The sequence below is a fragment of the Oceanobacillus sp. FSL K6-2867 genome (assembly GCF_037963145.1).
Taxonomy (GTDB): Bacteria; Bacillota; Bacilli; order Bacillales; family Amphibacillaceae; genus Oceanobacillus.
Genome location: NZ_CP150144.1, coordinates 1,615,222 through 1,640,118, shown reverse-complemented (window position 1 = coordinate 1,640,118; position 24,897 = coordinate 1,615,222). Strand labels below are relative to the sequence as shown.

Annotated in this window: 22 protein-coding genes; 16 read left to right on the top strand and 6 right to left on the bottom strand. The window is 38.7% G+C overall.

Going from position 1 to position 24,897, the window contains the following annotated elements:
- The first annotated feature begins 13 nt into the window (after positions 1–13).
- Complete coding sequence (locus NSQ77_RS08090; RefSeq protein ID WP_339230198.1) at positions 14–547, top strand: cupin domain-containing protein; 534 nt, start codon at positions 14–16, stop codon at positions 545–547.
- 90 nt (positions 548–637) lie between these two features.
- Here the strand turns inward: NSQ77_RS08090 and NSQ77_RS08085 are convergent, their stop codons facing one another.
- Together NSQ77_RS08085 and NSQ77_RS08080 are read right to left on the bottom strand one after the other, a co-directional pair.
- The gene (locus NSQ77_RS08085) at positions 638–931 is read right to left on the bottom strand and encodes a hypothetical protein (RefSeq protein WP_339230196.1); all 294 of its coding nucleotides are present in this window, start codon (positions 929–931) and stop codon (positions 638–640) included.
- A 37-nt stretch (positions 932–968) separates the two neighbouring features.
- Positions 969–1,475 (bottom strand): DUF3189 family protein, encoded by a 507-nt coding sequence (locus NSQ77_RS08080; RefSeq protein ID WP_339230195.1) that lies wholly within the window; start codon positions 1,473–1,475, stop codon positions 969–971.
- Between the two features lie 723 nt (positions 1,476–2,198).
- On the opposite strand from NSQ77_RS08080, the gene nikR reads away from it, so the two are divergent.
- The 7 genes from nikR to NSQ77_RS08045 all read left to right on the top strand — a co-directional run bounded on the left by nikR (position 2,199) and on the right by NSQ77_RS08045 (position 8,899).
- On the top strand, positions 2,199–2,618 hold the full coding sequence (nikR, locus tag NSQ77_RS08075; RefSeq protein ID WP_339230193.1) for a nickel-responsive transcriptional regulator NikR: 420 nt from the start codon (positions 2,199–2,201) through the stop codon (positions 2,616–2,618).
- Positions 2,619–2,652: 34 nt separating this feature from the next.
- Entirely contained in the window at positions 2,653–4,266 is a 1,614-nt protein-coding gene (locus NSQ77_RS08070) for an ABC transporter substrate-binding protein (RefSeq protein ID WP_339230191.1), read from the top strand.
- Positions 4,267–4,459: 193 nt separating this feature from the next.
- Positions 4,460–5,473: an ABC transporter permease gene (locus NSQ77_RS08065; protein WP_339230189.1), complete on the top strand. Its 1,014-nt coding sequence runs from the start codon at positions 4,460–4,462 to the stop codon at positions 5,471–5,473.
- Complete coding sequence (locus NSQ77_RS08060; RefSeq protein WP_339230187.1) at positions 5,445–6,299, top strand: ABC transporter permease; 855 nt, start codon at positions 5,445–5,447, stop codon at positions 6,297–6,299. The genes NSQ77_RS08065 and NSQ77_RS08060 overlap by 29 nt, the downstream gene beginning before the upstream one ends.
- Positions 6,300–6,327: 28 nt before the next feature.
- On the top strand, positions 6,328–7,251 hold the full coding sequence (locus NSQ77_RS08055; protein WP_339230185.1) for an ABC transporter ATP-binding protein: 924 nt from the start codon (positions 6,328–6,330) through the stop codon (positions 7,249–7,251).
- On the top strand, positions 7,241–7,849 hold the full coding sequence (locus NSQ77_RS08050) for an ATP-binding cassette domain-containing protein (protein ID WP_339230183.1): 609 nt from the start codon (positions 7,241–7,243) through the stop codon (positions 7,847–7,849). The genes NSQ77_RS08055 and NSQ77_RS08050 overlap by 11 nt, the downstream gene beginning before the upstream one ends.
- Positions 7,850–8,032: 183 nt before the next feature.
- Complete coding sequence (locus NSQ77_RS08045) at positions 8,033–8,899, top strand: VOC family protein (protein ID WP_339230181.1); 867 nt, start codon at positions 8,033–8,035, stop codon at positions 8,897–8,899.
- Positions 8,900–8,951: 52 nt separating this feature from the next.
- Here the strand turns inward: NSQ77_RS08045 and NSQ77_RS08040 are convergent, their stop codons facing one another.
- Genes NSQ77_RS08040 through NSQ77_RS08030 form a run of 3 tightly spaced genes read right to left on the bottom strand, consistent with a single transcriptional unit; the run spans position 8,952 to position 10,651 of the window.
- Positions 8,952–9,551 carry an alpha/beta hydrolase gene (locus NSQ77_RS08040; RefSeq protein WP_339230179.1) on the bottom strand — a complete coding sequence of 200 codons (600 nt, stop codon included), beginning with the start codon at positions 9,549–9,551 and terminating at the stop codon, positions 8,952–8,954.
- A 14-nt stretch (positions 9,552–9,565) separates the two neighbouring features.
- Positions 9,566–10,174, bottom strand: coding sequence for a flavin reductase family protein (locus NSQ77_RS08035; protein WP_339230177.1), 609 nt, complete (start codon positions 10,172–10,174; stop codon positions 9,566–9,568).
- Positions 10,175–10,219: 45 nt separating this feature from the next.
- Positions 10,220–10,651, bottom strand: a complete 432-nt coding sequence (locus NSQ77_RS08030) for a MarR family transcriptional regulator (protein WP_339230175.1) — start codon at positions 10,649–10,651, stop codon at positions 10,220–10,222.
- A 212-nt stretch (positions 10,652–10,863) separates the two neighbouring features.
- On the opposite strand from NSQ77_RS08030, the gene NSQ77_RS08025 reads away from it, so the two are divergent.
- From NSQ77_RS08025 to NSQ77_RS08010, 4 genes are all read left to right on the top strand, one after another.
- The gene (locus NSQ77_RS08025) at positions 10,864–13,200 is read left to right on the top strand and encodes a helix-turn-helix domain-containing protein (RefSeq protein WP_339230173.1); all 2,337 of its coding nucleotides are present in this window, start codon (positions 10,864–10,866) and stop codon (positions 13,198–13,200) included.
- 307 nt (positions 13,201–13,507) lie between these two features.
- A complete protein-coding gene (locus NSQ77_RS08020) occupies positions 13,508–14,935 on the top strand; it encodes an MFS transporter (RefSeq protein WP_339230171.1) in 1,428 nt (475 codons plus the stop codon).
- 31 nt (positions 14,936–14,966) lie between these two features.
- On the top strand, positions 14,967–16,157 hold the full coding sequence (locus tag NSQ77_RS08015; protein ID WP_339230170.1) for an amidohydrolase: 1,191 nt from the start codon (positions 14,967–14,969) through the stop codon (positions 16,155–16,157).
- Positions 16,158–16,314: 157 nt separating this feature from the next.
- Positions 16,315–18,261 carry an LTA synthase family protein gene (locus NSQ77_RS08010; RefSeq protein ID WP_339230169.1) on the top strand — a complete coding sequence of 649 codons (1,947 nt, stop codon included), beginning with the start codon at positions 16,315–16,317 and terminating at the stop codon, positions 18,259–18,261.
- A gap of 400 nt (positions 18,262–18,661) precedes the next feature.
- Here NSQ77_RS08010 and NSQ77_RS08005 read toward each other — a convergent pair whose 3' ends face one another.
- A complete protein-coding gene (locus NSQ77_RS08005; RefSeq protein ID WP_339230168.1) occupies positions 18,662–20,236 on the bottom strand; it encodes a Vga family ABC-F type ribosomal protection protein in 1,575 nt (524 codons plus the stop codon).
- Positions 20,237–20,630: 394 nt separating this feature from the next.
- Between NSQ77_RS08005 and NSQ77_RS08000 the strand changes: the two genes are divergently transcribed.
- The 4 genes from NSQ77_RS08000 (at position 20,631) to NSQ77_RS07985 (ending at position 24,894) form a co-directional block, all read left to right on the top strand.
- Positions 20,631–21,719 (top strand): nitric oxide synthase oxygenase, encoded by a 1,089-nt coding sequence (locus NSQ77_RS08000; RefSeq protein WP_339230167.1) that lies wholly within the window; start codon positions 20,631–20,633, stop codon positions 21,717–21,719.
- A 643-nt stretch (positions 21,720–22,362) separates the two neighbouring features.
- Positions 22,363–22,695 carry a PadR family transcriptional regulator gene (locus NSQ77_RS07995; RefSeq protein ID WP_095312113.1) on the top strand — a complete coding sequence of 111 codons (333 nt, stop codon included), beginning with the start codon at positions 22,363–22,365 and terminating at the stop codon, positions 22,693–22,695.
- The gene (locus tag NSQ77_RS07990; protein WP_339230165.1) at positions 22,692–23,324 is read left to right on the top strand and encodes a hypothetical protein; all 633 of its coding nucleotides are present in this window, start codon (positions 22,692–22,694) and stop codon (positions 23,322–23,324) included. Before NSQ77_RS07995 ends, NSQ77_RS07990 begins: the two co-directional genes overlap by 4 nt.
- 109 nt (positions 23,325–23,433) lie before the next feature.
- Positions 23,434–24,894, top strand: coding sequence for a DUF4173 domain-containing protein (locus tag NSQ77_RS07985; RefSeq protein WP_339230163.1), 1,461 nt, complete (start codon positions 23,434–23,436; stop codon positions 24,892–24,894).
- Positions 24,895–24,897 lie beyond the last annotated feature (3 nt).

Below are 24,897 nucleotides of genomic sequence, written 5' to 3'. Positions count from 1 at the left end.
AGTAATGAAGGGAATGAGTAAAGTGTATTATTTTTATCCTTATCCTTTGCCGTACTATACGAACATGCCGCATTATCCTTACGATAGACAGTTCTGTTATGGAAGTCTTATGAATGAACAATTACAAGAGAAACAAGATTTTCGAATTAAGGATTATGGCCCGCAGCCATTTGTTATTAATATTAACCAGGCTGCAAGAAATAATAATACGTATCGTACTGCCATGTGGACAGGAGAGCATCTGCAAGTTACATTAATGAGTATTAATGTTGGTGATGATATTGGTTTAGAAATGCATCCCGATACCGATCAATTCCTGCGAATAGAGCAAGGGCAAGGGATTGTAAGAATGGGGGAAAGCAGTAATAACTTGAATTTTGAACGAAGCGTGTATGACGATTCGGCAATTATGGTGCCTGCTGGAACATGGCATAATGTAATCAATACAGGCAATATTCCATTAAAGCTTTATACCATATATGCACCCCCGCATCATCCGCATGGTACTGTGGAGGCAACTAAGGAAGAGGCAATGCTGGAAGAATAGAATAGTGTTTCCCTGTTAAGGACACTGGAAGCTGGTATGTAGAGATAAATTATATCCAGCAATATGAAAGTTTAATTATTTAAGAACAGTTTACGCTTGTGTGTATTTTTTCCGTTTTCTGTATTTAAAGGCTAACCATGCAGTTTTCAATGAAGAATAGGTTCCAACTGCCGCAGAGCCATAAAAAGCACCCATAAATATACCGGCCCATAAATCTCCCCTATGACTGATGAAGATGGAAATAATAAATCCGATTACGCTTGCTATGGTAGGAAAGTATTGACGTGGAATAGGAAATAATTTAAAGCACTGGGTTAATAACACGACAGCAGGTACAGCAATAACACCGTCCCAGAAATTTGTATGAATAGTTGGGAAGTCCATAAGAATCGATTCCTTTCCTGTTAAATACTTAAAAACTTCAATTGAGCGATTTATTTTCTAAAACAATGATTTTACTATTTCTTGAAATACTTGCTTTCTTGGTCTGTTCAACTAATCGATTAATACGATTGCAGCACTGTTTAGCACCAACTATAAGTAATGGAACACCGATAAAGTCAATATGCAGACCTCTAGAGAAAAATCCTCCGATTGACATTGCTAAAGGTACAGTTGGTGAAGTATTGGATATTATTATTTTTTCATTAAAACTATTTTTTTTCTGTATTAGTTCAATAAAGGTTTGTAATGCAGGAACAACATATTTATTATTCTTTCTGCCTATGGTATAAACAGCATTTCTATCTTCATCTAAGCCATGAAATATCAATTTCCCAAGATCGTGTTTTGTTAATTTATTAAAATAATCTACATTCATAATCTCCTCTTTTGAAAGAACTTTGTCAGTTGGGATTTTTTTTAGATGATATGCTGCTGCGAGTGAAGTCGTATGTGTTCCGCCATAGTCATTGTATATAAATATCACGATAATCATCCTCCGCTATTAGTTTAGCCCAAGATCATCTATTTTATAAAAAAGAGAATGCATGTAAGGCTTTGTGTAACAAGTTTAAAATGATTGCATAAAGGTTATAACACCGATTGATTTTAATCGCATGTCGAGGCTGGGACAAAAGTATTTTTATGAAGTAAAAGCCGAACATGGTTGGTACAAATAAGCCGCTCCGAAAATATACTCCACGGACCTTAGGGTGGCTGGTGAGCCCCTATGCTAACGCACTACGGTGTCTCACCTATACTTTTCCTTCCGCAGGAGTCTGCGTATATTTCCTTCGCTAAGTTCGTGCATTGTTCGTCTCGAATATTAACACTTTAGTTATGTCCCAAACCTCTATTTATGTTTAGAGAATAAGCCATGTATGGAAGGCAATTGACCAGAAAAAAAAACCAAATTTAGATTAATAACAAACCAAGTGTTTGAGTAACACGTTTATTTAAAAACATAACACATATAAAATCGATATATATTATCACCCAAGTCTTAAAATATATTTTATTTATTGACTGTATGAAGCCAAAATGATAAATTAGAATAACTATTAAGTCGCGTAAAAAGTGCAATTTTTTTCGATGTTTCAGTGTTACATAATCAACAATTCGTGTTACTGACGTTTTTGCAAGCAATACAATAGAATAAGAGCAATTATTTAAATTGAGGTAATAAAGGTGATTAGTTAAGGAGGAAATCATGGACGATTCAGCATTAAAACGGTTTAGTGTATCAATGGAAGGACATTTGCTTCGAAAATTTGATGACTTAGTAAATCAAAAAGGTTATGAAAACCGATCAGAAGCAGTTCGTGATCTGGTGCGAGATGCATTAACACAGCATTCGTGGGAGCAGGATGAGCAAATTGTTGCAGGAAGTGTTCTTTTATTTTACAACCATCATCAGCGAAATTTAGTGGACGAGCTTACAAAAATCCAGCATCGTATGCATGATAATATCCTTGCTACAACACATTTTCATCTGAATCAAGCAAGCTGTTTAGAGCTGATTATTGTAAAAGGAAAAGCAAAAGACATCCAGCTGCTGAGCAATCAGTTAACAAGTATAAAGGGCGTTGACTACGGTAAGTTTACCTTAGCACCTGTTGAGCGAATCTAATTTTGAACTAAAAAATATATATGGAGTGGTGTGAATGAATAGAAAAATTATTGGATCTGGTTTATTGACCATGCTTATTTTTACTATCTTATTAGCAGGCTGTACACAATCGGAATCAGATCAAGCAGACGATGAAACAAACAAAAATGAGGAAAATAAAGATGAGCTTGTATTAGCACTTGGATCAGAGCCGGAAACTGGATTTGACCCAACAACAGGGTGGGGACGCTACGGTTCTCCGTTATTTCAAAGCACGCTCTTAAAAAGAGATGATGATTTGCAGATTGTAAATGATCTGGCTACTGATTATGAAGTTGATGGTGAAGTTTGGACCGTAAAATTACGTGATGATGTGACATTTTCAGATGGAGAGCCTTTAACTGCTGAAGATGTTGTGTTTACATTTGAAACAGCGATGGGTAATGGATCTGTGGTAGATCTTAACAACATAGAGAAGGTAGAAACGGTGGACGACTATACTGTGAAGTTCACGTTAAAACAACCGCAATCAACATTCGTTAATGCTCTTGTAGCAACAGGGATTGTACCAAAGCATGCCTATACAGAGGACTATGCTGAAAACCCGATAGGTTCAGGACCATTCCAGCTTGTGCAGTGGGATAAAGGGCAGCAATTGATTGTTGAGGCAAATCCTGAATATTACGATACACAACCTTATTTTAAAAGGATTGCCTTTTTATTCTTAAGTGAGGACGCTTCCTTTGCTGCTGCCCAAGCAGGTGAGGTGGATATGGCGTACATACCAGCAGCATTTAGCAACCAAGAGGTGCCTGGTATGAAGCTGGAGTCAGTGGAGACAGTAGATAATCGTGGAATTGTCTTTCCGTTTGTAGAGTCAGGAGAAGTTACAGAGGACGGTTTACCAATTGGTAATGATGTCACAGCTGATGTAGCAATTCGTCAGGCAATAAATATTGCAGTGGATCGCCAAGCCTTAGTGGATGGCGTGTTAGAAGGATATGGAACTCCTGCATATACATCTGTTGATGGTCTGCCGTGGTGGAATCCAGACACTGTTATAGAAGACGGTGATATGGACCGCGCACGAACCCTATTACAAGAAGCTGGTTGGGAAGATACAGATGGTGACGGAATTTTAGAAAAGGACGGCTTAAAAGCTGAATTCTCCCTTTATTACTTAGCAAGTGATGCAATACGGCAATCCCTTGCAATAGCCGTTGCTGATATGATGGAGCCGCTTGGAATTAAAATTAATGTCGAGGGTGGAAGCTGGGATGTTATTGGCCAGCATATGTATTCAAGTGCTGTATTAATGGGCTGGGGAAGTCATGACCCGCATGAAATGTATAATATCTATGGCAGCGATAATGTAGGGATCGACTATTACAATACTGGCTATTATGGGAATGAAACCGTGGATGCTTATTTTGAACAGGCGCTTGCAGCTTCTAGTGAAGAAGAGGCAATCGAATTTTGGAAAAAAGCACAATGGGATGGCGAAACTGGCGTAAGTGCACAAGGTGATGCTGCGTGGGCTTGGTTAGTAAATATTGACCACTTATACCTAGTAAAAGATAATTTGGATATTGGTGAGCAGCGTATTCACGTCCATGGTCATGGATGGCCGGCGACCGATAATATTGCTGATTGGAAATGGAGCAACTAAAAGTTATGTTTAAAAAGGAGGATAAAAAGACCGAGAAGTTCGAGGCGGTGAAGCTTTGAGTATCGGGCTTCCACACGATATGGTGACTTCGACGTTCGACACAGGACGTGTCGGTAGTTAGTCGAAGATTCCATGTTCTCGATGTGTCATTTTTACCGGACTTTTTGAGCAACCTCTAAAAGGTGTGTTTGAAATGATTAAAAAGATAAGCTTTTTTCTTCTAATGAAAGGGATACGAATGGCTACGTTATTAGTAGCCATTTGTTTTATTTCCTTTTTATTAATTAAAAACTCTCCGATTGATCCGATTCAAGCTTATATTGGAGCAGATATGCTAAACGTAGGTCCTGAACAACGTGCCAAAATAGCAGCATACTGGGGGCTTGATCAACCAGTCGGTGTGCAATTTTTAAACTGGGGATCTGCAATTCTTTCAGGTGATTTAGGTACATCAATGATTTACCGACGTCCTGTCGCTGATATTATTGGGGAGCGATTTGTCAATTCCCTTGCACTGATGCTAACAGCTTGGGTGCTATCAGGGATTATTGGGTTTGTTCTCGGTGTTGTTGCCGCAATGAAAAAAGGTACTTGGCTTGACCGCATTATAAAAGGTTACTGTTACACACTAGCCTCCACACCAACATTCTGGATGGGGTTACTTGTGTTGATTGTTTTTGCTGTATGGCTGAAATGGTTCCCGGTTGGTATGGGTGTGCCTGCCGGTGTGCTTGCTGAGAACGTCACATTACTTGATCGGATTAAACACCTCATTCTCCCTGCATTAACATTAAGTATTCTTGGAGTGGCGAATGTAGCCCTCCATACACGTCAAAAAATGATTGATGTCCTTCAAAGTGATTATGTTTTATTTGCTCGTGCAAGAGGTGAGGGTGGGTTTGTACTTTTTTGGCGGCATGGACTCCGTAATGTAGCTTTACCGGCGATTACCTTGCAATTCGCCGCGTTTAGTGAGTTATTCGGTGGCGCTGTACTAGCAGAGCAGGTTTTTTCTTACCCTGGTTTAGGGCAGGCAACTGTTGAGGCTGGTGTCAGGGGAGATGTTCCCCTTCTATTAGGGCTTGTTATTTTTAGTACGGTATTTGTTTTCATTGGAAATCTGATTGCGGATCTTATTTATTTAGTGCTTGATCCTAGGATGAGAGGGGGCAAACGTTATGCTTTCTACTCCAGAAAGAAAAAATAGACAACCACTCCTTAATCAAAGGAGACGGATGCTTATTATAATTGTGATTGCATTTCTATTTTTGATTAGTGTTGTTTTAGGTGGACTATTTATGGATGAAGGAAGGATAGTGACTAATCTGAATGAGCGAAATGCTCCTCCATCACTTGACCATTTATTTGGCACTGATTGGCTGGGAAGAGATATGTTTAGTCGGACAATTATGGGGCTTTCACTCAGTATCGGGGTTGGTTTATTAGGTGCGGCAGGCAGTGCGCTGATTGCCCTTGTCCTGGGTGTAGCTGCAGCATCGCTTGGGAAAATAGCGGATCGCATAATTTCTTGGATCATTGATCTTTTCTTGAGTGTGCCGCATTTAGTCACACTGATATTAATTGTCTTTACATTAGGTGGAGGCTTTAAGGGGATTGTAGTTGGATTGATGCTGACACATTGGCCAAGCCTTGCCCGGGTTGTTCGGGCGGAGGTGCTTCAGGTTCGTTCAGCAGAATACGTTCAAATGTCGAAACAGATGGGAAGACCGCGTTGGTGGATCGCATTGCATCATATTTTACCGCATATAACCCCACAAATTTTAATTGGTTTTATGCTGCTATTTCCACACGTTATTTTGCATGAAGCAGCTGTTACATTTTTAGGGTTAGGCCTTTCCCCGCATGAGCCAGCAATCGGAATTATTTTGTCCGAATCGATGAAGTACTTATCATCTGGAATGTGGTGGCTTGCTTTCTTCCCAGGGCTTTGTTTGTTAATTGTTGTAAGGACGTTTGACCAAATTGGAGAATATTTAAGAATGATGCTCGATCCGACAAGAGCCCAAGAGTAAAAGTGTTTAAAGGAAGTGGAGTTAACGAATGTCTATTCTCGAAGTAAAAAATTTATCCGTTTCGTTCAAACAATATACAACTGGAATGAAACAAAAGAATCTCCAGGTTATTTCCGATCTGAATGTTTCACTAGAAGCGGGAAAAATCCTTGCCGTTGTCGGCGCGAGTGGTTCAGGGAAAAGCCTGCTTGCGCATGCGATATTAGGTGTGCTTCCAAGCAATGCAAGAATCAGTGGATCGATGTTATATGAAGGCGAAGAGCTGACACATGCTCGGAAAATCGCATTAAGAGGGAAAGAGATTGCACTTGTTCCACAATCGGTTAACTATTTGGATCCACTTATGAAGGTAGGAAAGCAGGTGCGTACTGCTGCAAGAACTGGAAATCCAGAAGAAGCACAAAAGAAGGTGTTCGAACGTTATCAATTAAAACCTGAGGTGGCTGGAATGTATCCATTTCAGCTCTCCGGTGGAATGGCGAGGCGAACATTATTAGCCACTGCTATAGTCAGCGGTGCCAAGGTCATTATTGCGGATGAGCCAACCCCTGGACTTGATCCTGCTGTAATGAAAGAAGCGCTTGGGAATTTTCGGGAATTAGCAGATAGTGGCTGTGCTGTTATGCTGATTACTCATGATATTGATTCGGCTTTAACCATTGCAGATGAAATTGCAGTCTTTTATGCCGGTACAACGGTTGAGATTGCTTCTGTTGATGACTTTACTGGAAAAGGAGAAGCATTACGGCATCCATACAGTAAAGCATTATGGCGAGCATTACCCCAAAATGATTTCATTCCGATTAAAGGCTCGCAGCCACATGCAAGTGCCTTGCCTTCAGGGTGTTTATTCGAACCGCGCTGTCCGTGGGCAACGGCTGCCTGCGGAAAGGACCGTCCAGAGATGAGAGAATTAAGAGGTGGGACGGTGAGGTGTATCCATGCAACTTGAGGCGAAGAATGTAGGATTTCGATATGGAAATGGGAATTGGCTATTTCGCGGTGTGAATTTCACGATAAATCCCGGCGAGATTGTAGGGATCGTCGGGCCAAGCGGGCAAGGAAAAACCACCTTTGCTCGTATATTAGCAGGATTTGAGAAGCCGATTGAAGGGGATGTTATCCTTGGTCGCTTGCCATTACAGAAAAAAGGATATCATCCAGTACAGCTCGTGTTCCAGCATCCGGAAAAAGCAATAAATCCGCGCTGGAAAATGAAAAAAAGTCTGCGCGAAGGCTGGGAGCCAGAACAGGCTTTACTAGATGCATTCGGTATTGAAAAGGAATGGCTGATGCGATGGCCGAATGAACTGTCCGGTGGAGAACTGCAGCGTTTTTGTGTAGTACGTGCATTAGGGCCGAAAACACGCTTTCTGATTGCTGATGAGATGACAACGATGCTGGATGCAATTACCCAAGCACAAATCTGGCATGCTGTTTTAGAAATAGCGAAGAAACGAAATATGGGTGTTATTGTTATCAGCCATGAAGAAAAGCTGATTGAAAGACTTTGTGATCGGGTGATTACGTTAAGTACAAGTGATGAATAACGAGAAAGAAAATGGAAAGGATTGAGTGATGATGCTCGATCCTTTTTTTATTGGGTAATCCGCGTGATACTGTCTTCCTGGATGCCTTGACAGAGAAATGAATAAACGATATTATAATTACATAAAGTAACAAAGTTATAATTAGTTATATGTTAACCTAATTTATAAGAGGTGGGAAATCAAATGGAGAAGAAATTTTTTGAAGCACCAACGATTCATATTGGTAGTGTTGATATAAATGTACGTGACCTTGAAAATTCTCTTTTATTTTATAAAGGTGTCCTTGGTTTTCAAGTGCTGGAGCAGACAGATCGTAAAGCTGTCTTAACGGCAGACGGAAAAAATGCTTTGATCACAATCAACCAGCCTAAGGATGTGATTCCGAAGCAGCAAAGAACAACAGGCTTATATCATTTTGCCATCCTGCTTCCAAGTCGTGCGGATTTGGCTGCATTTCTAAAGCATTTTATTGGCACAGGTTTAGCAGACCGACTAGGCTTTGGTGCGGCTGACCATGTTGTTAGTGAGGCGTTGTATTTTTCAGATCCGGATGGAAATGGTATAGAAATCGCACATGATCGACCAGCTTCAGACTGGAGCTGGACAGCTGGACAGGTTACGATGCGAACAGATCCGCTGGATGGAGATGGAATTTTATCGGAGCTTAAGGAAGAATGGAAGGGAATGCCTGCAGATACTGTAATGGGGCATATTCACCTGCATGTTGATGATTTAGAGAAAGCAAGGGAATTTTATATTGATGGATTAGGATTTGATATAGTTACCAACTATCCTGGTGCGCTTTTCACATCACATAATGGCTATCATCACCATGTTGCAGTAAATGTATGGAGTGGGGTAGGAGCCCCTAGACCAGCTGTGAACAGTATTGGACTTAATTGGTATACGCTTGTTTTCCCAGATGACTCTAACCTGAAAGAAACAATTAATCAATTAGAGAACGTAGGTGCTACTATAACAAAAGAAATGAACGATTATATAACGGAAGATCCATCAGGTAATAAAATTAAATTAATCGTTCGATCGTGAAAAAAATTAATAAAACACCGTTCATACATAAGTCTGTGAACGGTGTTTCTTTTTAATTGCCATACCAGCTGGCTGCTGCTTTTACTTCGTTCATTGTTAGCTGATGTCCGTGATTTTCCCAATGCAATTTCACATCGGCACTGGCAGCGTCTAATAACGAATAGAGCTCTTCCGATTCTTGTGAAGGGCAAATTGGGTCATTTGTTCCCGCGGCGATAAACACCTGTTTACCAGAAAGATCAGGTAAGTCGATGCCTCTTCTTGGAACCATTGGATGATGTAAAATCGCTGCTTTTAAAGCATCTTGGTAATGGAACATTAAGCTTGCTGCAATGTTTGCTCCATTTGAATAGCCAATCGCTACAATATGATTGCGATCAAATTCATATTTCGCTGCCGCTTCATCTAAAAATTTATTTAGCTCTGTCGTACGGAAAATAAGATCCTCTTCATCGAAAACACCTTCAGCAAGTCTTCTGAAAAAGCGGGGCATTCCGTTTTCAAGAACATTTCCGCGTACACTCAATACATTGGCTTCTTTATCGATAATTTCAGCAAGCGGAAGCAAATCCTGTTCCGTTCCCCCAGTTCCATGCAGTAATAATAAGGTCGGTTTGGAAGGATTACTTCCTTTTTTGAAAATATGTTTCATTTTTTGAACTCCTCCTATTTCGGCCGTTCTAGAGAAAATAATGCTCCGGTTTTGGCGTAATTACTTCCTGCTAAACGACTTACAGCTTTTAATTTATCGTGATTAATTCTTCCCGCTTCATAAATATGCTCATCCACATGAAATCGAACGATTTTACCGATTAAAAGGTCGGTATTAATTGATTCACCATCGCCTAACTCAAGTGCTCGTTCTAGGATACATTCAAATCGAACCTTAGCCTCTTTGATTCCTGGTACATTAATCATTTCGCTATCAATAAGCGTGAGGTTCGTAAGGTCTAATTCGCTTTCTGCTTTTGGAAGTGATGCAGCTGTTTTATTTATCTCTTCGACGTTGTCTTCATCGACAATGTGGACGACAAATTGTTTTATCTCCTGGATATGCCGCGCGGTATCCTTTATCTGTCCATTTTTTCTCTGAACGGAGACAGAAAGCATTGGCGGATTAGACGAAACAACGTTAAAATAACTGAATGGAGCGGCGTTAATTGTCCCATCCTTTGCTAAGCTTGTTACAAATGCAATTGGTCGTGGAATGATGGTTCCGGTTAATAATTTATAATTATCTCGCTCTGAATTGTTTTGTGGATCAAAAGAAAGCAAAATCTTCCCTCCTTCACTAAATGGAATGGATTATTGCTGCTGATCTTATTGTTCTTCGCTTTTTTTGCCGACTGTTTTAAGGACGTGAATGATTGTCTTTTTCTCTTCTTCGGAAATACCATCAAATAAATCCTCGATTACTTTTTGATGCTTTGGAAAAATATTTTCCATCAGCTGCCGTCCCTGTTCTGTCAGTTGTATATAAACAACACGACGATCATCCTTGCAATTACTGCGTTCGAGCAGCTCTTTGTTTTCAAGCTTATCGATAACATAGGTAATGGACCCAGTATTAATAAGAACGGCTTCCGAAATTTGACGTATCGTTTGTTTGCCTTTGTGGTATAATGCTTCTAAAATAGCAAAATCAGAAGTACGCATCCCATGACTGCTAATATCCTTCTTAATTCTTTCTTCAATCGATTTATATGCCTTCATTAATACGACATAAGCTTTTAATGATAGGTTTTCACTCACACTTTTCCCTCCTAGGGCGTATCTAATATATGTTATTCAGATATAATTAATTAAAATATATTTAATTAATTATAATTATATAAAAAGTAATGTTTAAAGTCAACCATAATCATAACTCGCTTCAATCACCTGCTACAACTTGATTCTCTTTTCCAAATACATGTAAACTAAGATACGTAGCAATGGTTCGTCATGAAATGGAGGAAGGAGAAATGGATAATCAGCTAACGGACTTTATCATAAAATTACAGCAAATTGAATTTTTAGCTCCAAAAATGAATCAAGGAATTGGAGTTATTTTTGTGCTCCATGGCGAGCTGACCGTTGAAACAAATAGTCGGTTTTATAAATTGAAGGAAAAAGACGTACTTGTTATTAATCGAAATCAGGTATATCAAGCCAAAGGGAGTAAGGGAAATCATATTCTGTTACTGCAAATTTCCGATCGGTTTATGCAGCAGCATTACGAAGCCTATTCAAATAGCCGGTTTGAATGTTTCTCTGGTGATACAGATATGGAAAAGGAAGCTGTGATTAGCCGAATTCGTAAGCTATTAGCTGAATTAATGATTGCCTATTTTCGAAGGGCGGAGAGCTATCGGATTGAAATACAATCCCATGTCAGCCAAATCCTGCTTATTCTTATCCGACGTTTTAAGCAAAAGGGACAGCTCCAGGAATCGATTGACACTGGAGATCAACGAATCAGAGAAATTATTCATTATATGGAAGAAAATTATCATCAAAAAATTACATTAGATGGTGTTGCAGACAAGTTCTACTTATCGTCTAGTTATTTATCCCGTTATTTCAAAGAGAAGGTTGGAAGTGGATTTAACCGCTACTTGATGAACATTCGTCTGGAGCATGCAGTAAAGGAATTATTGTATACATCCGATTCGATTTCTTATATTGCGATGAATAATGGCTTTCCCAATGTAAAGTCATTTGTGCATTATTTCAAAGAAGCTTATAAACAGACACCGAAATTATACCGGAAGGAAAATCAGGAAACTGGTATGGATACGCTGAAAACGTATGATATCAAGGATGCAGTTGAAATCATCCAGTCATCAGCGATTATTGGTGAATTGGGAATGCTGCTCACGGATAGTGATGCAGCATACAGCAGCATTGAAACAGTGTCAGAAGAATTAAGGCTTGATATACGTCAGACTATCCCATCTAAGATTAGCCGTCCAATACATAATCTTGCCATTGGTGAGCTTAGTGAACTATTGAAGGAAGGGGTTAGGCTGCAAGTTTTAATGGCAAAAAGGGAAATTGGCCTGGATAATATTGCAGTACGCAATTTAATTGGTGGTTCTACATTTATCCCGCCAGTAGAGACGGATGAAATTATCGCGACTACTTCGCCATATTACAATGCTGATTTTGTATTGAACTTTTTACGAAAGCATGATTTAGGACTGTTTATTCGAATTGATTATGCTGAAATTTCCAGAGATGAAGAGAATTACATAAGGGAACTGCAAGATTTCATAAAGCATTGCTTGAATGTATATGGGGCTTCATATATTGAGAAATGGTACTTTATGTTTTATGAGCCATCTGCAACAGCTGTCCGTGTCAGTGAGCTTGAGCGTGTTTATTTGAAATTATATCGTTCACTTAAAGCGCTAGTTCCAAAAGTCAGAGTAGGAGCCTTTCTGCCATTTTCTTATAAGGATGAAAAAACGTACAGGAATCATACATGGTTAGTGGAGAAAAAAGTGCCACTCGATTTCTATGGCTATGAAGCAAATCAAAATGAAATAATCGATTTTGAAGAGCTGGGAGATGATCGATTTACGCTGGCGGAAGGGTATATAAAGGAAAAAACAGTTAAACTAAAAACGTATTTAAGAAAGCATGGGAAGAATCAGCCGATTAGCTTAATTAGCTGGAACACCCTTTCAGGGAATACAAGATTTACAAATGGAACTTTTTTTCGAGGTGCACTAGTGTTAAAAAATGCCTTGGACTTAGCTGATGAGGTAGATTCAATTGGTTTTTGGATTAATACAGAGCAGCATGAGAAATCGGGTCGTGACAGGAAAATTAGGATGGAAGGTCTGGAGCTTTTTCACTTTTTCAGCGGCAAACGTCCTGCGTATTTTGCGATGCAGTTTTTTGACAGATTAAATGGTGAAATTATTGCACGCGGGTCAGAGTATATTATGACGAAAAACGATCGTGGCTATCAGCTCGTATTAATGAATATTAATAATGTAAATCCGCATTTTACAATCGAGGAAACATTCCTGAAAAAATTAAATAAGGAAGTGAGAGTAACGATTTCTGGTATGGAACCCGGCGAATATCAAATTCGCAAGCGGGTTTTTGATAAAGATTTTGGGGCGCTCTATACAAAATGGTGGGATTTAAACAGTAAATATGGAATGGACGAAGAGGTTATTAATTATATAAATGAAACGAGTAAACCATCACTTGAATTATTTGATCAGATAATTGATGGTGATTGGACGATGTATGCATACATGTCATTAAATGCAATTCATTTCTTTGATATACGCAGAGCTTTTTAATAAATTTCAATAAAGTACTCTAAATGATAATAGTAAAAAAATAACCGCTATTTTTTTACTATTATTTTCGCATGTGAAATAATGAACATTATTTACAGCCTATTATAGTAAAAAATGACTTATTCCTGATAGGGGATTTACTTATACTAGAAGTGTAGTAAAAATGAGCTCACTGAAACACTACAGGCATTATTATCCAGTTATGAGTTGTTTGAGAAAGGTAACAATAAGGTTTATCGAGCAGTAATGGCAAGGAATGAAATTTAACATTATAGCTGAATTAAATTTTAAAAGGAGAGGTTGTGCAATGGATACAGCTTACAAAGGCACCAACAAAATGATTATTGGTATCGTGTTTGGGGTTATTACATTTTGGCTATTTGCTCAGTCAATGGTTAATATTGTACCTGCAGTCCAATCTGATTTAGGTGTTTCATTAAGTACCATTAACGTAGCAATTAGTTTGACCGCTTTATTCTCTGGAATGTTTATTGTAGTGGCTGGTGGTTTAGCGGACCGAATTGGACGAAAAAAAATTACGTATGCTGGTTTAATTCTTAGTATTATTGGATCTTTATTACTTGTTTTAGCAAATGGTTCTATACTTTTAATTTTAGGACGTATTTTCCAGGGATTATCAGCAGCGGCAATTATGCCTGCAACGATAGCTTTAGTAAAGGAATATTTTGAAGGTGAAGATCGTCAACGTGCACTTAGCTATTGGTCAATAGGTTCCTGGGGCGGTTCCGGTTTCTGTTCCTTCTTTGGTGGTGCAATCGCTACATCAATGGGATGGAAATGGATCTTTATCTTCTCGATTGTATTCGCCCTTTTGGCAATGTGGCTGATTAAAGATACACCTGAAAGCAAGGCGGAAACAACAGGTTCATTTAAATTTGATTTTGGTGGTTTAGGAATATTTATTGTTACAATGCTTGCTTTAAATGTATTTATTACACAAGGTGCAAGCTTTGGTTGGACAAGTTTCCTAACGATAGCACTTGCGGCAATTACCGTTATTGGTGTTATTGCATTTATCAAGTATGAAGCGAAACGTGATAATGCATTAATTGATTTTAAGATGTTTAAAAGCAAAGCATATACAGGTGCAACAATTTCTAACTTTTTATTAAATGCGGTAGCTGGTACATTAGTGGTTGCAAACACCTACGTACAGGTAGGCAGAGGGTTTTCGGCGTTTCAATCAGGTATGCTTTCAATTGGTTACCTTGTAGCGGTTCTTGGTATGATCCGAGTCGGTGAAAAAATTATGCAAAAGACTGGTGCAAGAAAGCCGATGGTTTGGGGAACATTTTTAACATTAATTGGTGTAGGTGTGATGGGACTTACCTTCTTGCCTGATTTAATGTATACAATTGTTGTATTCATTGGATTTATTCTTTTTGGATTAGGGTTAGGAATGTATGCAACACCATCAACAGATACAGCTGTAACCTTTGCTCCAGCAAATAAAGTGGGAGAAGCTTCCGGAGTTTATAAAATGGCAAGCTCTCTCGGTAATGCATTCGGAGTAGCGATTTCAGCAACAGTATATAGTGCAATCACAGCAATAAGCAGTGTAGAGGTAGCAGCATCTTCTGGGATTATCGTGAATGTAATCTTTGCGATATTGTCCTTGATTTCAATTATTATGTTAGTACCTAGAGAAGCAGGGGAACATGAAGATGATCCTATAAACACATCAAATGTTCACCCGGCCGGGGTAAAACATTAATAGTTGAATAATATAAAAGGAGGCAGTTGTAATGAGAAGTAAATTGATGGAAATGTTAGAAGCACGGAAAGATGAAATGATTGAAATTCGTCGTTACTTGCATGAAAATCCAGAGCTTTCATTTGAAGAGGAAAAAACTGCTCAATATATTGCCGACTTTTACAATGGTAAAGATGTAAAAGTGGAAACAAATGTTGGTAACGGCCACGGAATCATTGTAACAATTGTCGGTGGAAAACCAGGAAAAACAATCGGATTAAGAGCGGACTTTGATGCCCTTCCAATTACGGAAGAGGCGGATGTCCCTTTTAAATCCAAAAATGAAGGGGTTATGCATGCGTGCGGTCATGATGCCCATACAGCATACTTGCTTGTTCTAGCTGATTGTTTAATCCAGCTTAAAGAAGAGTTAAACGGTACGATTAAAATAATTCATCAGCATGCAGAGGAGGTTCCGCCGGGTGGAGCGAAAAGCATTGTGGAATCCGGTAAGCTAGATGACTTAGATGCAATTTTTGGTATTCATGTACTTCCGATGGATCCTGCTGGAGTCGTCGGGTACCGCAGTGGATATGCATTTAATGGCAGATCTTACTTTAAGTTGAAAATTCAAGGTACTGGAGGACATGGCTCATCACCACATACCGCAAATGACTCTATTGTCGCAGGTGCTCATTTTGTAACAGTGGTCCAAACTATTATAAGTCGCCGTTTAAACCCGATGGACCCTGGTGTTGTAACGATTGGATCCTTTGATGGAAAAGGAACATTTAATGTCATTAAAGACAGCGTGGAGCTTGAGGGTGACATTCGGTACATGAGCACGGAAAGTCAAAAAATTATTGAGACGGAGTTTAAGCGGATTGTAAAAGGGATTGAAGCAGAATTTGGAGTAGAATGTACCCTGGAATACAAAGCAGATTATCCGCCATTGTACAACACTCCGGAGTTTACACAGCTGGTAGCAGAAAGCTTGAATAACGCGAACGATAAAGATATTAAAGAGGTAAAACAATATCCACCTCTTGCACCGTCAGAGGACTTTGCTTACTATTTGGAAAAAATACCTGGCAGTTACTTTTTTATCGGATGTACACCAAAAGGCGTAGAAAAGCCTTACTTTAATCACCATCCGAAATTTGATATCGATGAGGACGCCATTCTTGTCGCTGCTAAAGCGGTCGGTCATGTGGTATGCAGTTATTTTGAAAAAAATGAATAACGTAAAGAGCTCCAATGCATATGTGTGTTGGAGTTCTTTCTTTCATTTGGCTGCCTCATAAGCGTTTGCTCCTGGTAGGATAGTAGCGGTTTTGACAACAAAGAAATAGAGGTGTATAATATACGCCTGTATCAAATAAAATTTTGAGGTGAACAATGTGAAGAAATTAATATCTACTAAGATGGGATTCTTCGCTATCGCTGTATTCCTATTTTGGATAAAAACGTATGTTATATATAAACTTGAATTTAATCTTGGTGTCAGTGGCACGATGCAAGAGTTTCTATTATTCTTAAATCCGTTAAGTACCGGATTAATATTTTTAGGAATCGCACTCTTTGCTTCTGGCAGAAAAGCAGGAATATGGATTATCATATTAGATGTGCTTCTAGCCTTCATCTTGTACGCGAATGTAGTCTACTACCGCTTTAACAGTGATTTTATTACAATTGCGACAATGATGCAGACAAGTAACTTTAGTAGTTTAGGCGGCAGTATTGCAAGTTTAGTAGAATGGCGCGATATTATTTATGCATTCGACTTAGTTCTATTAATCGGGTTGTATTGGAAAAATCGTACGAATTGGTCAATGGAACGAATGAAAATTCGCAAACCATTAATGGTACTAATGGCTGGTGTCATGGCTTTTGTTATTAATCTAGGATTAGCAGAGGCAGATCGTCCGCAACTATTAGAGCGTACATTTGACCGCAACTATTTAGTAAAGTACTTGGGTGCATATAATTTTATGGTTTATGATGCAATCCAAAGCTTTGAGTCATCGACACAACGTGTGTTGGCAGATAGCAGTGATATTACAGAAGTTGAAAACTATACGAAAAGTAAATATGCAGAACCAAATGAAGCTTACTTTGGAAAAGGCGAAGGAAAGAACATTATTAAAATCCATCTTGAGTCCTTCCAATCCTTTTTGATAGACTTTGAGTTACATGGGGAAGAGGTTACACCATTTTTAAATTCCCTGGTACATGAACAAGAGCAAGGATTCACGTATTTTGATAACTTTTTCCACCAAACAGAGCAAGGAAAAACGGCTGATGCAGAGCTGATTATGGATACATCACTCTATGGCTTGCCGCAGGGCGCTGCTTTTGTAACACGCGGGAAAAATACGTATCAGGGATTACCGGCAATTCTGGACCAAGAACAGGACTATACGAGCGCGGTATTCCATGGGGATGGTAAATCGTTCTGGAACCGTGATGAAGTGTATAAGCATCTTGGGGTAACAGATTTCTATTATGATATCTTTTATGATATGAGTCAGGATCAAGTAATCAACTATGGATTAAAAGATAAGCCATTCTTTGAAGAATCCATGCCATTATTAGAAGAAATGGAACAGCCGTTTTATGCGCATATGATGACATTAACACACCATCATCCATATTTGATTGATGAAGAGGATGCAACGATTGCGCCTGCTGAAACAGGGGATCGTTCGGTAGACCGTTACTTCCAAACTGCACGTTATTTGGATGAATCATTAGAACAGTTCTTTAATGATTTGAAGGAATCTGATCTTTACGAGGATTCAATTATTATGATTTATGGAGACCACTATGGTATCTCAGATAATCATAACCGTGCAATGTCGGAAATTCTTGGTGAAGAAATTACACCATTGAAAAACGCAGAGCTTCAGCGTGTGCCATTTATGATCAAAGTTCCTGGTGTTGAGGGACAAGGTACAAATCATACGTATTCAGGTCAAGTTGATGTAATGCCAACGCTTCTGCACATTTTAGGAATTGATGCGCGAGACTATATTCTTTTTGGTACCGATATGTTTTCTAAGGATCATAAAGATTATGTGCCATTCAGAAATGGCGGATATATGACAGAAGAATATAGCCTGGTAAATGGTGTTTATTACGATAATGAAACAAAAGAAGTTATTGAAGAACCAACAGAAGAGATGGAGAAATTAAGTGAAACAGTTCTTCATGAACTAGAGCTTTCAGACCGTGTATTAAACGGAGATCTACTTCGTTATTACACACCAAATGATGAGTGGAAGCCAGTAGATCCTGCTGAGTATGACTATAATTATAATTTGGATGACAGTGAAGAAGCGGAATAAGAGAAACGGCACTGACGGAGACGTCGGTGCTGTTTTTGTGTAAAGTGAATCTTCATGAAGCACTAGAATTCCATTCCTCGCAATTTTAGTCTTTCACTAATTAAAGATATTATATTCTGTTATTGCGCGATAAAGTCTAAATTAATGAAGTAAAATATGAAGAAGAAGGTGAACTTCATTTGGGACAAATGTTTCGGAGATTTTTAGTGTGGTTTTTGGCATTATTTGTATTGAATACCATCATTAATGTAATTTTCAAATCCTCTCTATACCTAACAACTGCTTTTTCCATAGCTTTAGGTGTATCAGCAGGTATAGTACTAGCAGGGAAATGGGCAGAAAATAGGTTGAACAGATAAGAAAGCATGCCAGGTTTATAGCCAAGCATGCTCTTATCAATTTAGTCCGCTTTTTCCAGCTCACGTTTTCTTTTTAAAAGCGCTTGAAATTCCTGGTCCAATGCTTCAGATGGCTCGAGACTAAGCTTGCTCAGGACTTCCGTTAGCTTTGTTTCAATGACAAGTAATTCTTCTTCTCTTGAATCTGCTGCTTGTTTTGGAACGTAATTTTTATATGCCTCATAGCTTCCTTCAAAAAACGTAATTTCTTGCTTTTCAATTGCTAAAATGTGGTCAGCGATATGCTCGATAAAACGTCGATCATGAGAAACGACGAGTATCGTACCTTCGTAATCTGATAAAAGATCTTCTAATGCTTCTACCGCTTCAATGTCGAGATAGTTCGTCGGCTCATCTAAAACAAGGGTATTTATATTGCTGACAAATAGTTTTGCAAAAGCTACTTTAACGCGCTCCCCGCCGCTTAATACTTCTACCTTTTTATACACATCATCCCGATAAAAATGTAACCTTGCAAGTACAGTGCGGATGAAGGTTTCATCCTGGACAGAGGTTAAGCGAACGTTTTCCAGAATGGTGTCTGCTGTATCGAGAACATCAAGGTTCTGACTGAAATAGCCAACCCGGGCAGCGGGTGATATTGTAAGGCCATCTGCATTGTTTATTATTTTCTTTAGCAGTGTTGTTTTACCAGCACCGTTTTTGCCAATGACCGCTATTTTTTGACCGCCGCGGATATAAAAGCTTGCTGGTTTCCAAAGCATGCGATTTGCAACATTTCCAGCTAGCTCCTCTGCACGGATAATAATCTGACCTGTGAAAGCTCCCTGATTCGGTAAATTCATTTTAATGGCAGGCATTTCTTTTACCTTCTCTACTTTTTCAAGCTTTTCTAATCGCGTTTCAATCGACTTTGCTGTTTTTTGCAGCTTCTTTTGCTTTTTTGCAAAGTATGGTTTTGCACCAGTAATTTTTGCCTCAGATGCGCTGACATGCTCCGGCTTTTTCGTTGCTCGTTGTGCTTTTTGCTCCTTTAACTCGAGTGCATTCTCCAACTGCTTTTTCTTTCGTTGATATTGTTCATATGCATTTTCTTGCTGTCTGATTGCCAGTTCCTTTTGAGCAATATAATCCGAATAATTCCCTTTATACACATTGATTTTCTTGTTATCAATTTCCCAAATTGTTGTACACAGTGTATCTAAGAAGCTACGGTCATGTGACACAATGACAATAGCTCCTTGCCATCTTTGTAATTGCTTTTCCAAGCCTTCAATATGCTCCGTATCCAAGTTGGTTGTTGGTTCATCAGCAAGTAAAAGGCCAGCTTGTGTTGCCAGCGATTGGTTAATATATTCCTGTGTAACCTCACCGCCACTTTTGGTTGTATTTGTATTTTTTAATTGGGGGAGCAATTCACAGGTTGTTTGCCGACTGATTATACCTTTTTCTGGTCGCTGCTTTCCTGCAAGTATCTCTAGCAAACTTGTCTTCCCACTGCCATTTCTGCCAACAAGCCCAATTCGATCTTTATTCTGGATTGCTAAATGATCCGCTGCAAAGAGTAAACGATCTTTAACTTCATATTTAAGTCCGCTTAATTCCATTATGACCATACCTATCATCTCCGTTCTTTTATGTGGAGACCAAAAAAAGCCTCCGATTCTTTTCAGAATAGGAGGCAGAGGTGTACAGGAAAAAAGAGAGACTACTCCCTTTAACTGGAACACAAAGATCTACAATCCTATCCTGAAAAAATCGGTGAAATGCATGACAAAAGAGCAGATAAATCCGCTGATGTTGACATACTGTTCACTTGAATGTTTTCGAAAAAATAGGATTAGTACTTCATGTCCTCTTTGTTCACCCTTCCGTCTTAAGTTGATTTTATTATAAACGAATAGAATGCTTTGATGCAACCCCTGCTTTTCGCCATTTGTAGAAAGTCCGTCACAAAAACAGCTGTTAACTTTGATAAAATTAACATGCTGAGGACAGGAGGGGCCTAAAATGGAAAAAGTAATCCGAAAGCAAGAGGCAGATACATTCATTGAAAATTTATATAGAGAGCTTGGCAAAACATCAGAAAAAATTGCTGAGAGACTGAGTCAAATTCACGAAGAGCTGGATGAAAAAGGGTACTATGAGCATACATATGAAGAGCTGTCTTATGGTGCAAAGCTTGCATGGCGTAACTCGAATCGTTGTATTGGCAGACTGTTTTGGGAAAGGCTGGAGGTAATAGATGCAAGGCATGCTGCACGTAGTGAGGAAGTATTTACTTATTTGCTTCACCATATAAGGAATGCAACCAATCATGGGAAAATCAAACCGATGATAACGATATTCCAGGCCGAAATCCATGGGTATAGACGGGTGAAGATTTGGAATCACCAATTACTTCGCTATGCTGGATATGAAACGGAAAATGGGATAGTAGGAGATCCAGCTTCTGTAGCTTTTACGAAGGAATGCTTGAGGCTTGGCTGGGCTGGTGAAGGGACTTCATTTGATTTGCTTCCACTCGTTGTTCAAATCGGAGATCATGATCCCGAGTTTTTGGAAATACCAAAGGAATATGTAATGGAGGTACCAATTGAGCATCCTGATTTTTCGCTGTTCGGGGATTTAGCGGTGAAGTGGTATGCAGTACCAATTATTTCGGATATGCGTCTTGAAATCGGTGGGATTGACTATGTAACAGCTCCGTTTAATGGCTGGTATATGGGGACGGAAATAGGAGCGAGGAACCTGGCAGACGAAACGCGATATAATTTGCTTCCTTCAGCAGCGAAACAGATGGGATTAGAAACAAAACATGAAAGCAATTTATGGAAGGATCGTGCACTTGTAGAGTTAAATGCTGCTGTATTAGATTCCTTTAAAAAATATGGAGTATCTATTGTCGATCATCATACGGCTGCAAAGCAATTTAAAGTTTTTGAAAATCGGGAACAGAAAGCAGATCGTAAGGTCACTGGAAATTGGACATGGCTGATTCCACCGTTGTCACCAGCGGCAACTCATATCTTCCATAAGCCTTACGATAACCATATTCAAAAGCCGAATTATTTTTATCAAAAGAATTACTATGCGTAATCAAAAAGAAAGGCATGCTCCAACCGGACCATGCCTTTCACTTCCCCTAAAAAAGGGGACCACGCGGAAAATTAAATTCATCTTTTCCAAACTGTTCTTTCTGACGAAAATTTTACAACCCGTCATTGCAGTTTGGTCTAACTGACTGTATTTATTACTTTAGAGACCGTTGGAAGAGCCTTCCAATCTGATTCTCCAGAATTCAGTCAGTTTACCAGTTGCACTTTCACAAAAAACTACTTACTGTTTTGAAAAACTAACTGTGAAATGGAACTCAAATCTTAAAGCTCCTGACGAGTCAAGCGTTCGCCAGTAAAGTAAATTTTCCGCCAAGGCTGTGCATTTCCTCATTGGAATTTATCTGTAAACAAGTTGGAAAATGAAGTGGTTACATTTTCACAAGTCGTTTGCAATAATCCTTCCAATGCAGTTCGCCTTGTACTATTTGTATTCCCGTATGTATATGAAGTAAACCTATTTCAGTTATTTTTTAAAGTAAATTTATCATTGCAGCTGGAGTTCATACTAATTTGCCCAGTTGCTATCTATATGAAATAATTATTTAAAAAGCAAGGAAGTCCTTTACATAAGGAAAAAATTCTTATATAGTAAAGATACCTAATAATTCTAGGTAGGTGAGAAAATGTTTAATCGCGAACTTGTAAAAGGGAGTACATCCTTGCTTGTGCTACAGCTTTTAAATGAACGGGACATGTATGGATACGAGCTTGTAAAGGAAATGGATCGTCGTAGTGAAAACCATTTGCAAATGAAGGAAGGTACGCTCTACCCAGCACTTCATAAGATGGAAAAGCAAGCGTACATTGAATGTTATTGGCAAAACCAAGAAAAGGGACCAGCTCGTAAATATTATCGTATTACAGAGCAAGGGAAAGAAATCCTTGCAGAAAGAACGTCGGAATGGCATCGATATGTTCAAGTGATGAACAACCTGATTGGGAGAAACGAGTCATGACCGAAGGGGAACAACATTTTTTAAATGAATTAGAGCAAGAGATTGGGCGTCATCCTGATAAGGAAGAGATTATAGCAGAATATCGCCTGCACGTATTTGACCTGCTCCAGGAGCAAGCGACCGATGAAGCAAAAGTATATGATGAATTGGTACATAGACTCGGTTCGCCAAAGGAGATTGCAGCACTATGGAAGCAGGAATCAGCCGTAACGCCTAAGAAAACGCAGCAATTATTTGTGTTTTGCAATATTGCCATTTTCACTTTTGGGGTGCTGCTTACAATTGGCTATAACGCATTTGATTGGTACTGGCTGGAAAGCTTATGGGCAGGCCTGACAAATGCTACCTCTATTATTATACTTATTTATGGATTCTTTTGGGCGTTGCTTGGCTATGAAATAGGCAGAGAGTTTGGTCCACGTGGTCATAAATTGTTGAAGAAGACATTTTTGTTTTCTGTCATACCTAATTTGATCTTAATGTATTTAATTGTTTTTAAGCTTATTCCACTTCAGTGGTTTCAACCGTTGTTGAGTACGCCGTTTATTATTGTTTGCATTCTTTGTACGGTCGTATTGTACCCAATAAGCTGGCTTGGGTATCGGTGGGGAAGGAAAGCTTCGATATGAAATGGGCTGAAGCCGAGTAATGCATTCAGTCCTGATTCGTTATTATTTTTTTGGCTATATACATAGTAATTCTATGTATATAGCTATACAATGTATTGGAGGGATATGGATGGATGTTCAAGTGACGAAAAGAGATTGGTTTTTTTTGATTGTATGTATAGGACTTGGAATACTTGCAGAACTGAGTTTTTTCCATGGAGAAATTGGCTTGTCATACCTTGTTTTCATCGCAGTGTTTTATACTGTGTTTTTCATAAGGATCAGCATACCGTTTCAGCGTCGCAGAATTGGTTTGATGCTTATGGCTGCTGTTTGGCTGCTGGCAGGGAGTTATCTTTTTTATAGCAGTACCTTATTTTACGCTTTAAATTTAGTGGTGATACCTGCTCTCGTTTTCTTTCATCTGATTATGATCACGAGTCAGAACAAGATTGTCTGGAGTAAACCTGCGTTTTTAATCTTATTTATAATGAAATTAAAAGAAGCAATTCAATATAGCGCGAAATTTTGTAGAAGAACAGTTAAACCAATGAACGAAGAAGCAGGCAAAACAATAAAACGTATTGTAATTGGTTTGATAACAGGTATTCCATTATTGTTGGTTATTATTGGACTGTTAATGTCAGCGGATAAAGTATTTCAGGATATGATTCTAAAATTGCCGTCGTTTATTATACGATTTAATTTTACGGAGGAGCTGTTCCATCTGATCATTGTCATCGGTCTTTCTCTCTTATTCTTCGGTATTTTTCAAGTACTGCCTAGAAGAACTGAGATAGAAACGAATAATGTGATGAATCCGGAAAAAAAGCATATATATTGGGATAGTGTTATTGTGGTAACAATCTTAGCGATGTTAAATTTGGTCTACGCCATATTTGTAGCTATACAGTTTGCGTATTTTTTCGGTGGGGGATTACAGGCCGAACTTACTTATGCAGAATATGCGAGAAAAGGATTCTTTGAATTGCTGCTCGTAACGCTGATTAATTGGACATTGCTGATTTTTGTTTTGAAACGCGTAAATACCCGCAATAAAGCTATGAAGCTCACATTAAAGATACTCAATTCCTTGCTCATTATAGTGAGTGGTATAATGCTTGTTTCTGCATTTAGGCGATTAAGTATGTATGAAGCTGCTTATGGGTTTACTGTGGACCGAATTTTGGCGCATGCTTTTATGATCTTTCTTATGGTGATTTTTGCATATACCTTTATTCGGGTATGGGTCGAACGGTTAGCGATATTACATTTCTATCTCATCACGAGTTTATTATTTTATGTCGTGTTAAATGTTATCCATATCGAACAACTTATTGTTACAAATAATTTAGAACGCTATGAACAAACGGAAAAGATTGATATTTATTATTTGAGCACCTTATCATATACCGGAATAGAAGGGCTAATCGAACTCTATAAAATAGAGCCTGATTATCCAGAGCTGCAACGTTTGCTGAGAATCGAACAACGAAAACTAGTAATGGAACAGCCGGAATCCTGGCAATCATTTAATTTTAAGAAGCAAGAAGTAATTGAAAAAATCCAACGTTTGGATTTAGAAGTATAGGGA

Excerpts from the sequence above, each read along its gene's own strand:
- NSQ77_RS08090 (WP_339230198.1), top strand. The coding sequence starts at position 14 with ATGAGTAAAGTGTATTATTTTTATCCTTATCCTTTGCCGTACTATACG.
- NSQ77_RS08085 (WP_339230196.1), bottom strand. The coding sequence starts at position 931 with ATGGACTTCCCAACTATTCATACAAATTTCTGGGACGGTGTTATTGCT.
- nikR (WP_339230193.1), top strand. The coding sequence starts at position 2,199 with ATGGACGATTCAGCATTAAAACGGTTTAGTGTATCAATGGAAGGACAT.
- NSQ77_RS08070 (WP_339230191.1), top strand. The coding sequence starts at position 2,653 with ATGAATAGAAAAATTATTGGATCTGGTTTATTGACCATGCTTATTTTT.
- NSQ77_RS08065 (WP_339230189.1), top strand. The coding sequence starts at position 4,460 with ATGATTAAAAAGATAAGCTTTTTTCTTCTAATGAAAGGGATACGAATG.
- NSQ77_RS08060 (WP_339230187.1), top strand. The coding sequence starts at position 5,445 with ATGCTTTCTACTCCAGAAAGAAAAAATAGACAACCACTCCTTAATCAA.
- NSQ77_RS08055 (WP_339230185.1), top strand. The coding sequence starts at position 6,328 with ATGTCTATTCTCGAAGTAAAAAATTTATCCGTTTCGTTCAAACAATAT.
- NSQ77_RS08050 (WP_339230183.1), top strand. The coding sequence starts at position 7,241 with ATGCAACTTGAGGCGAAGAATGTAGGATTTCGATATGGAAATGGGAAT.
- NSQ77_RS08045 (WP_339230181.1), top strand. The coding sequence starts at position 8,033 with ATGGAGAAGAAATTTTTTGAAGCACCAACGATTCATATTGGTAGTGTT.
- NSQ77_RS08040 (WP_339230179.1), bottom strand. The coding sequence starts at position 9,551 with ATGAAACATATTTTCAAAAAAGGAAGTAATCCTTCCAAACCGACCTTA.
- NSQ77_RS08025 (WP_339230173.1), top strand. The coding sequence starts at position 10,864 with ATGGATAATCAGCTAACGGACTTTATCATAAAATTACAGCAAATTGAA.
- NSQ77_RS08020 (WP_339230171.1), top strand. The coding sequence starts at position 13,508 with ATGGATACAGCTTACAAAGGCACCAACAAAATGATTATTGGTATCGTG.
- NSQ77_RS08015 (WP_339230170.1), top strand. The coding sequence starts at position 14,967 with ATGAGAAGTAAATTGATGGAAATGTTAGAAGCACGGAAAGATGAAATG.
- NSQ77_RS08005 (WP_339230168.1), bottom strand. The coding sequence starts at position 20,236 with ATGGTCATAATGGAATTAAGCGGACTTAAATATGAAGTTAAAGATCGT.
- NSQ77_RS08000 (WP_339230167.1), top strand. The coding sequence starts at position 20,631 with ATGGAAAAAGTAATCCGAAAGCAAGAGGCAGATACATTCATTGAAAAT.
- NSQ77_RS07995 (WP_095312113.1), top strand. The coding sequence starts at position 22,363 with ATGTTTAATCGCGAACTTGTAAAAGGGAGTACATCCTTGCTTGTGCTA.
- NSQ77_RS07990 (WP_339230165.1), top strand. The coding sequence starts at position 22,692 with ATGACCGAAGGGGAACAACATTTTTTAAATGAATTAGAGCAAGAGATT.
- NSQ77_RS07985 (WP_339230163.1), top strand. The coding sequence starts at position 23,434 with ATGGATGTTCAAGTGACGAAAAGAGATTGGTTTTTTTTGATTGTATGT.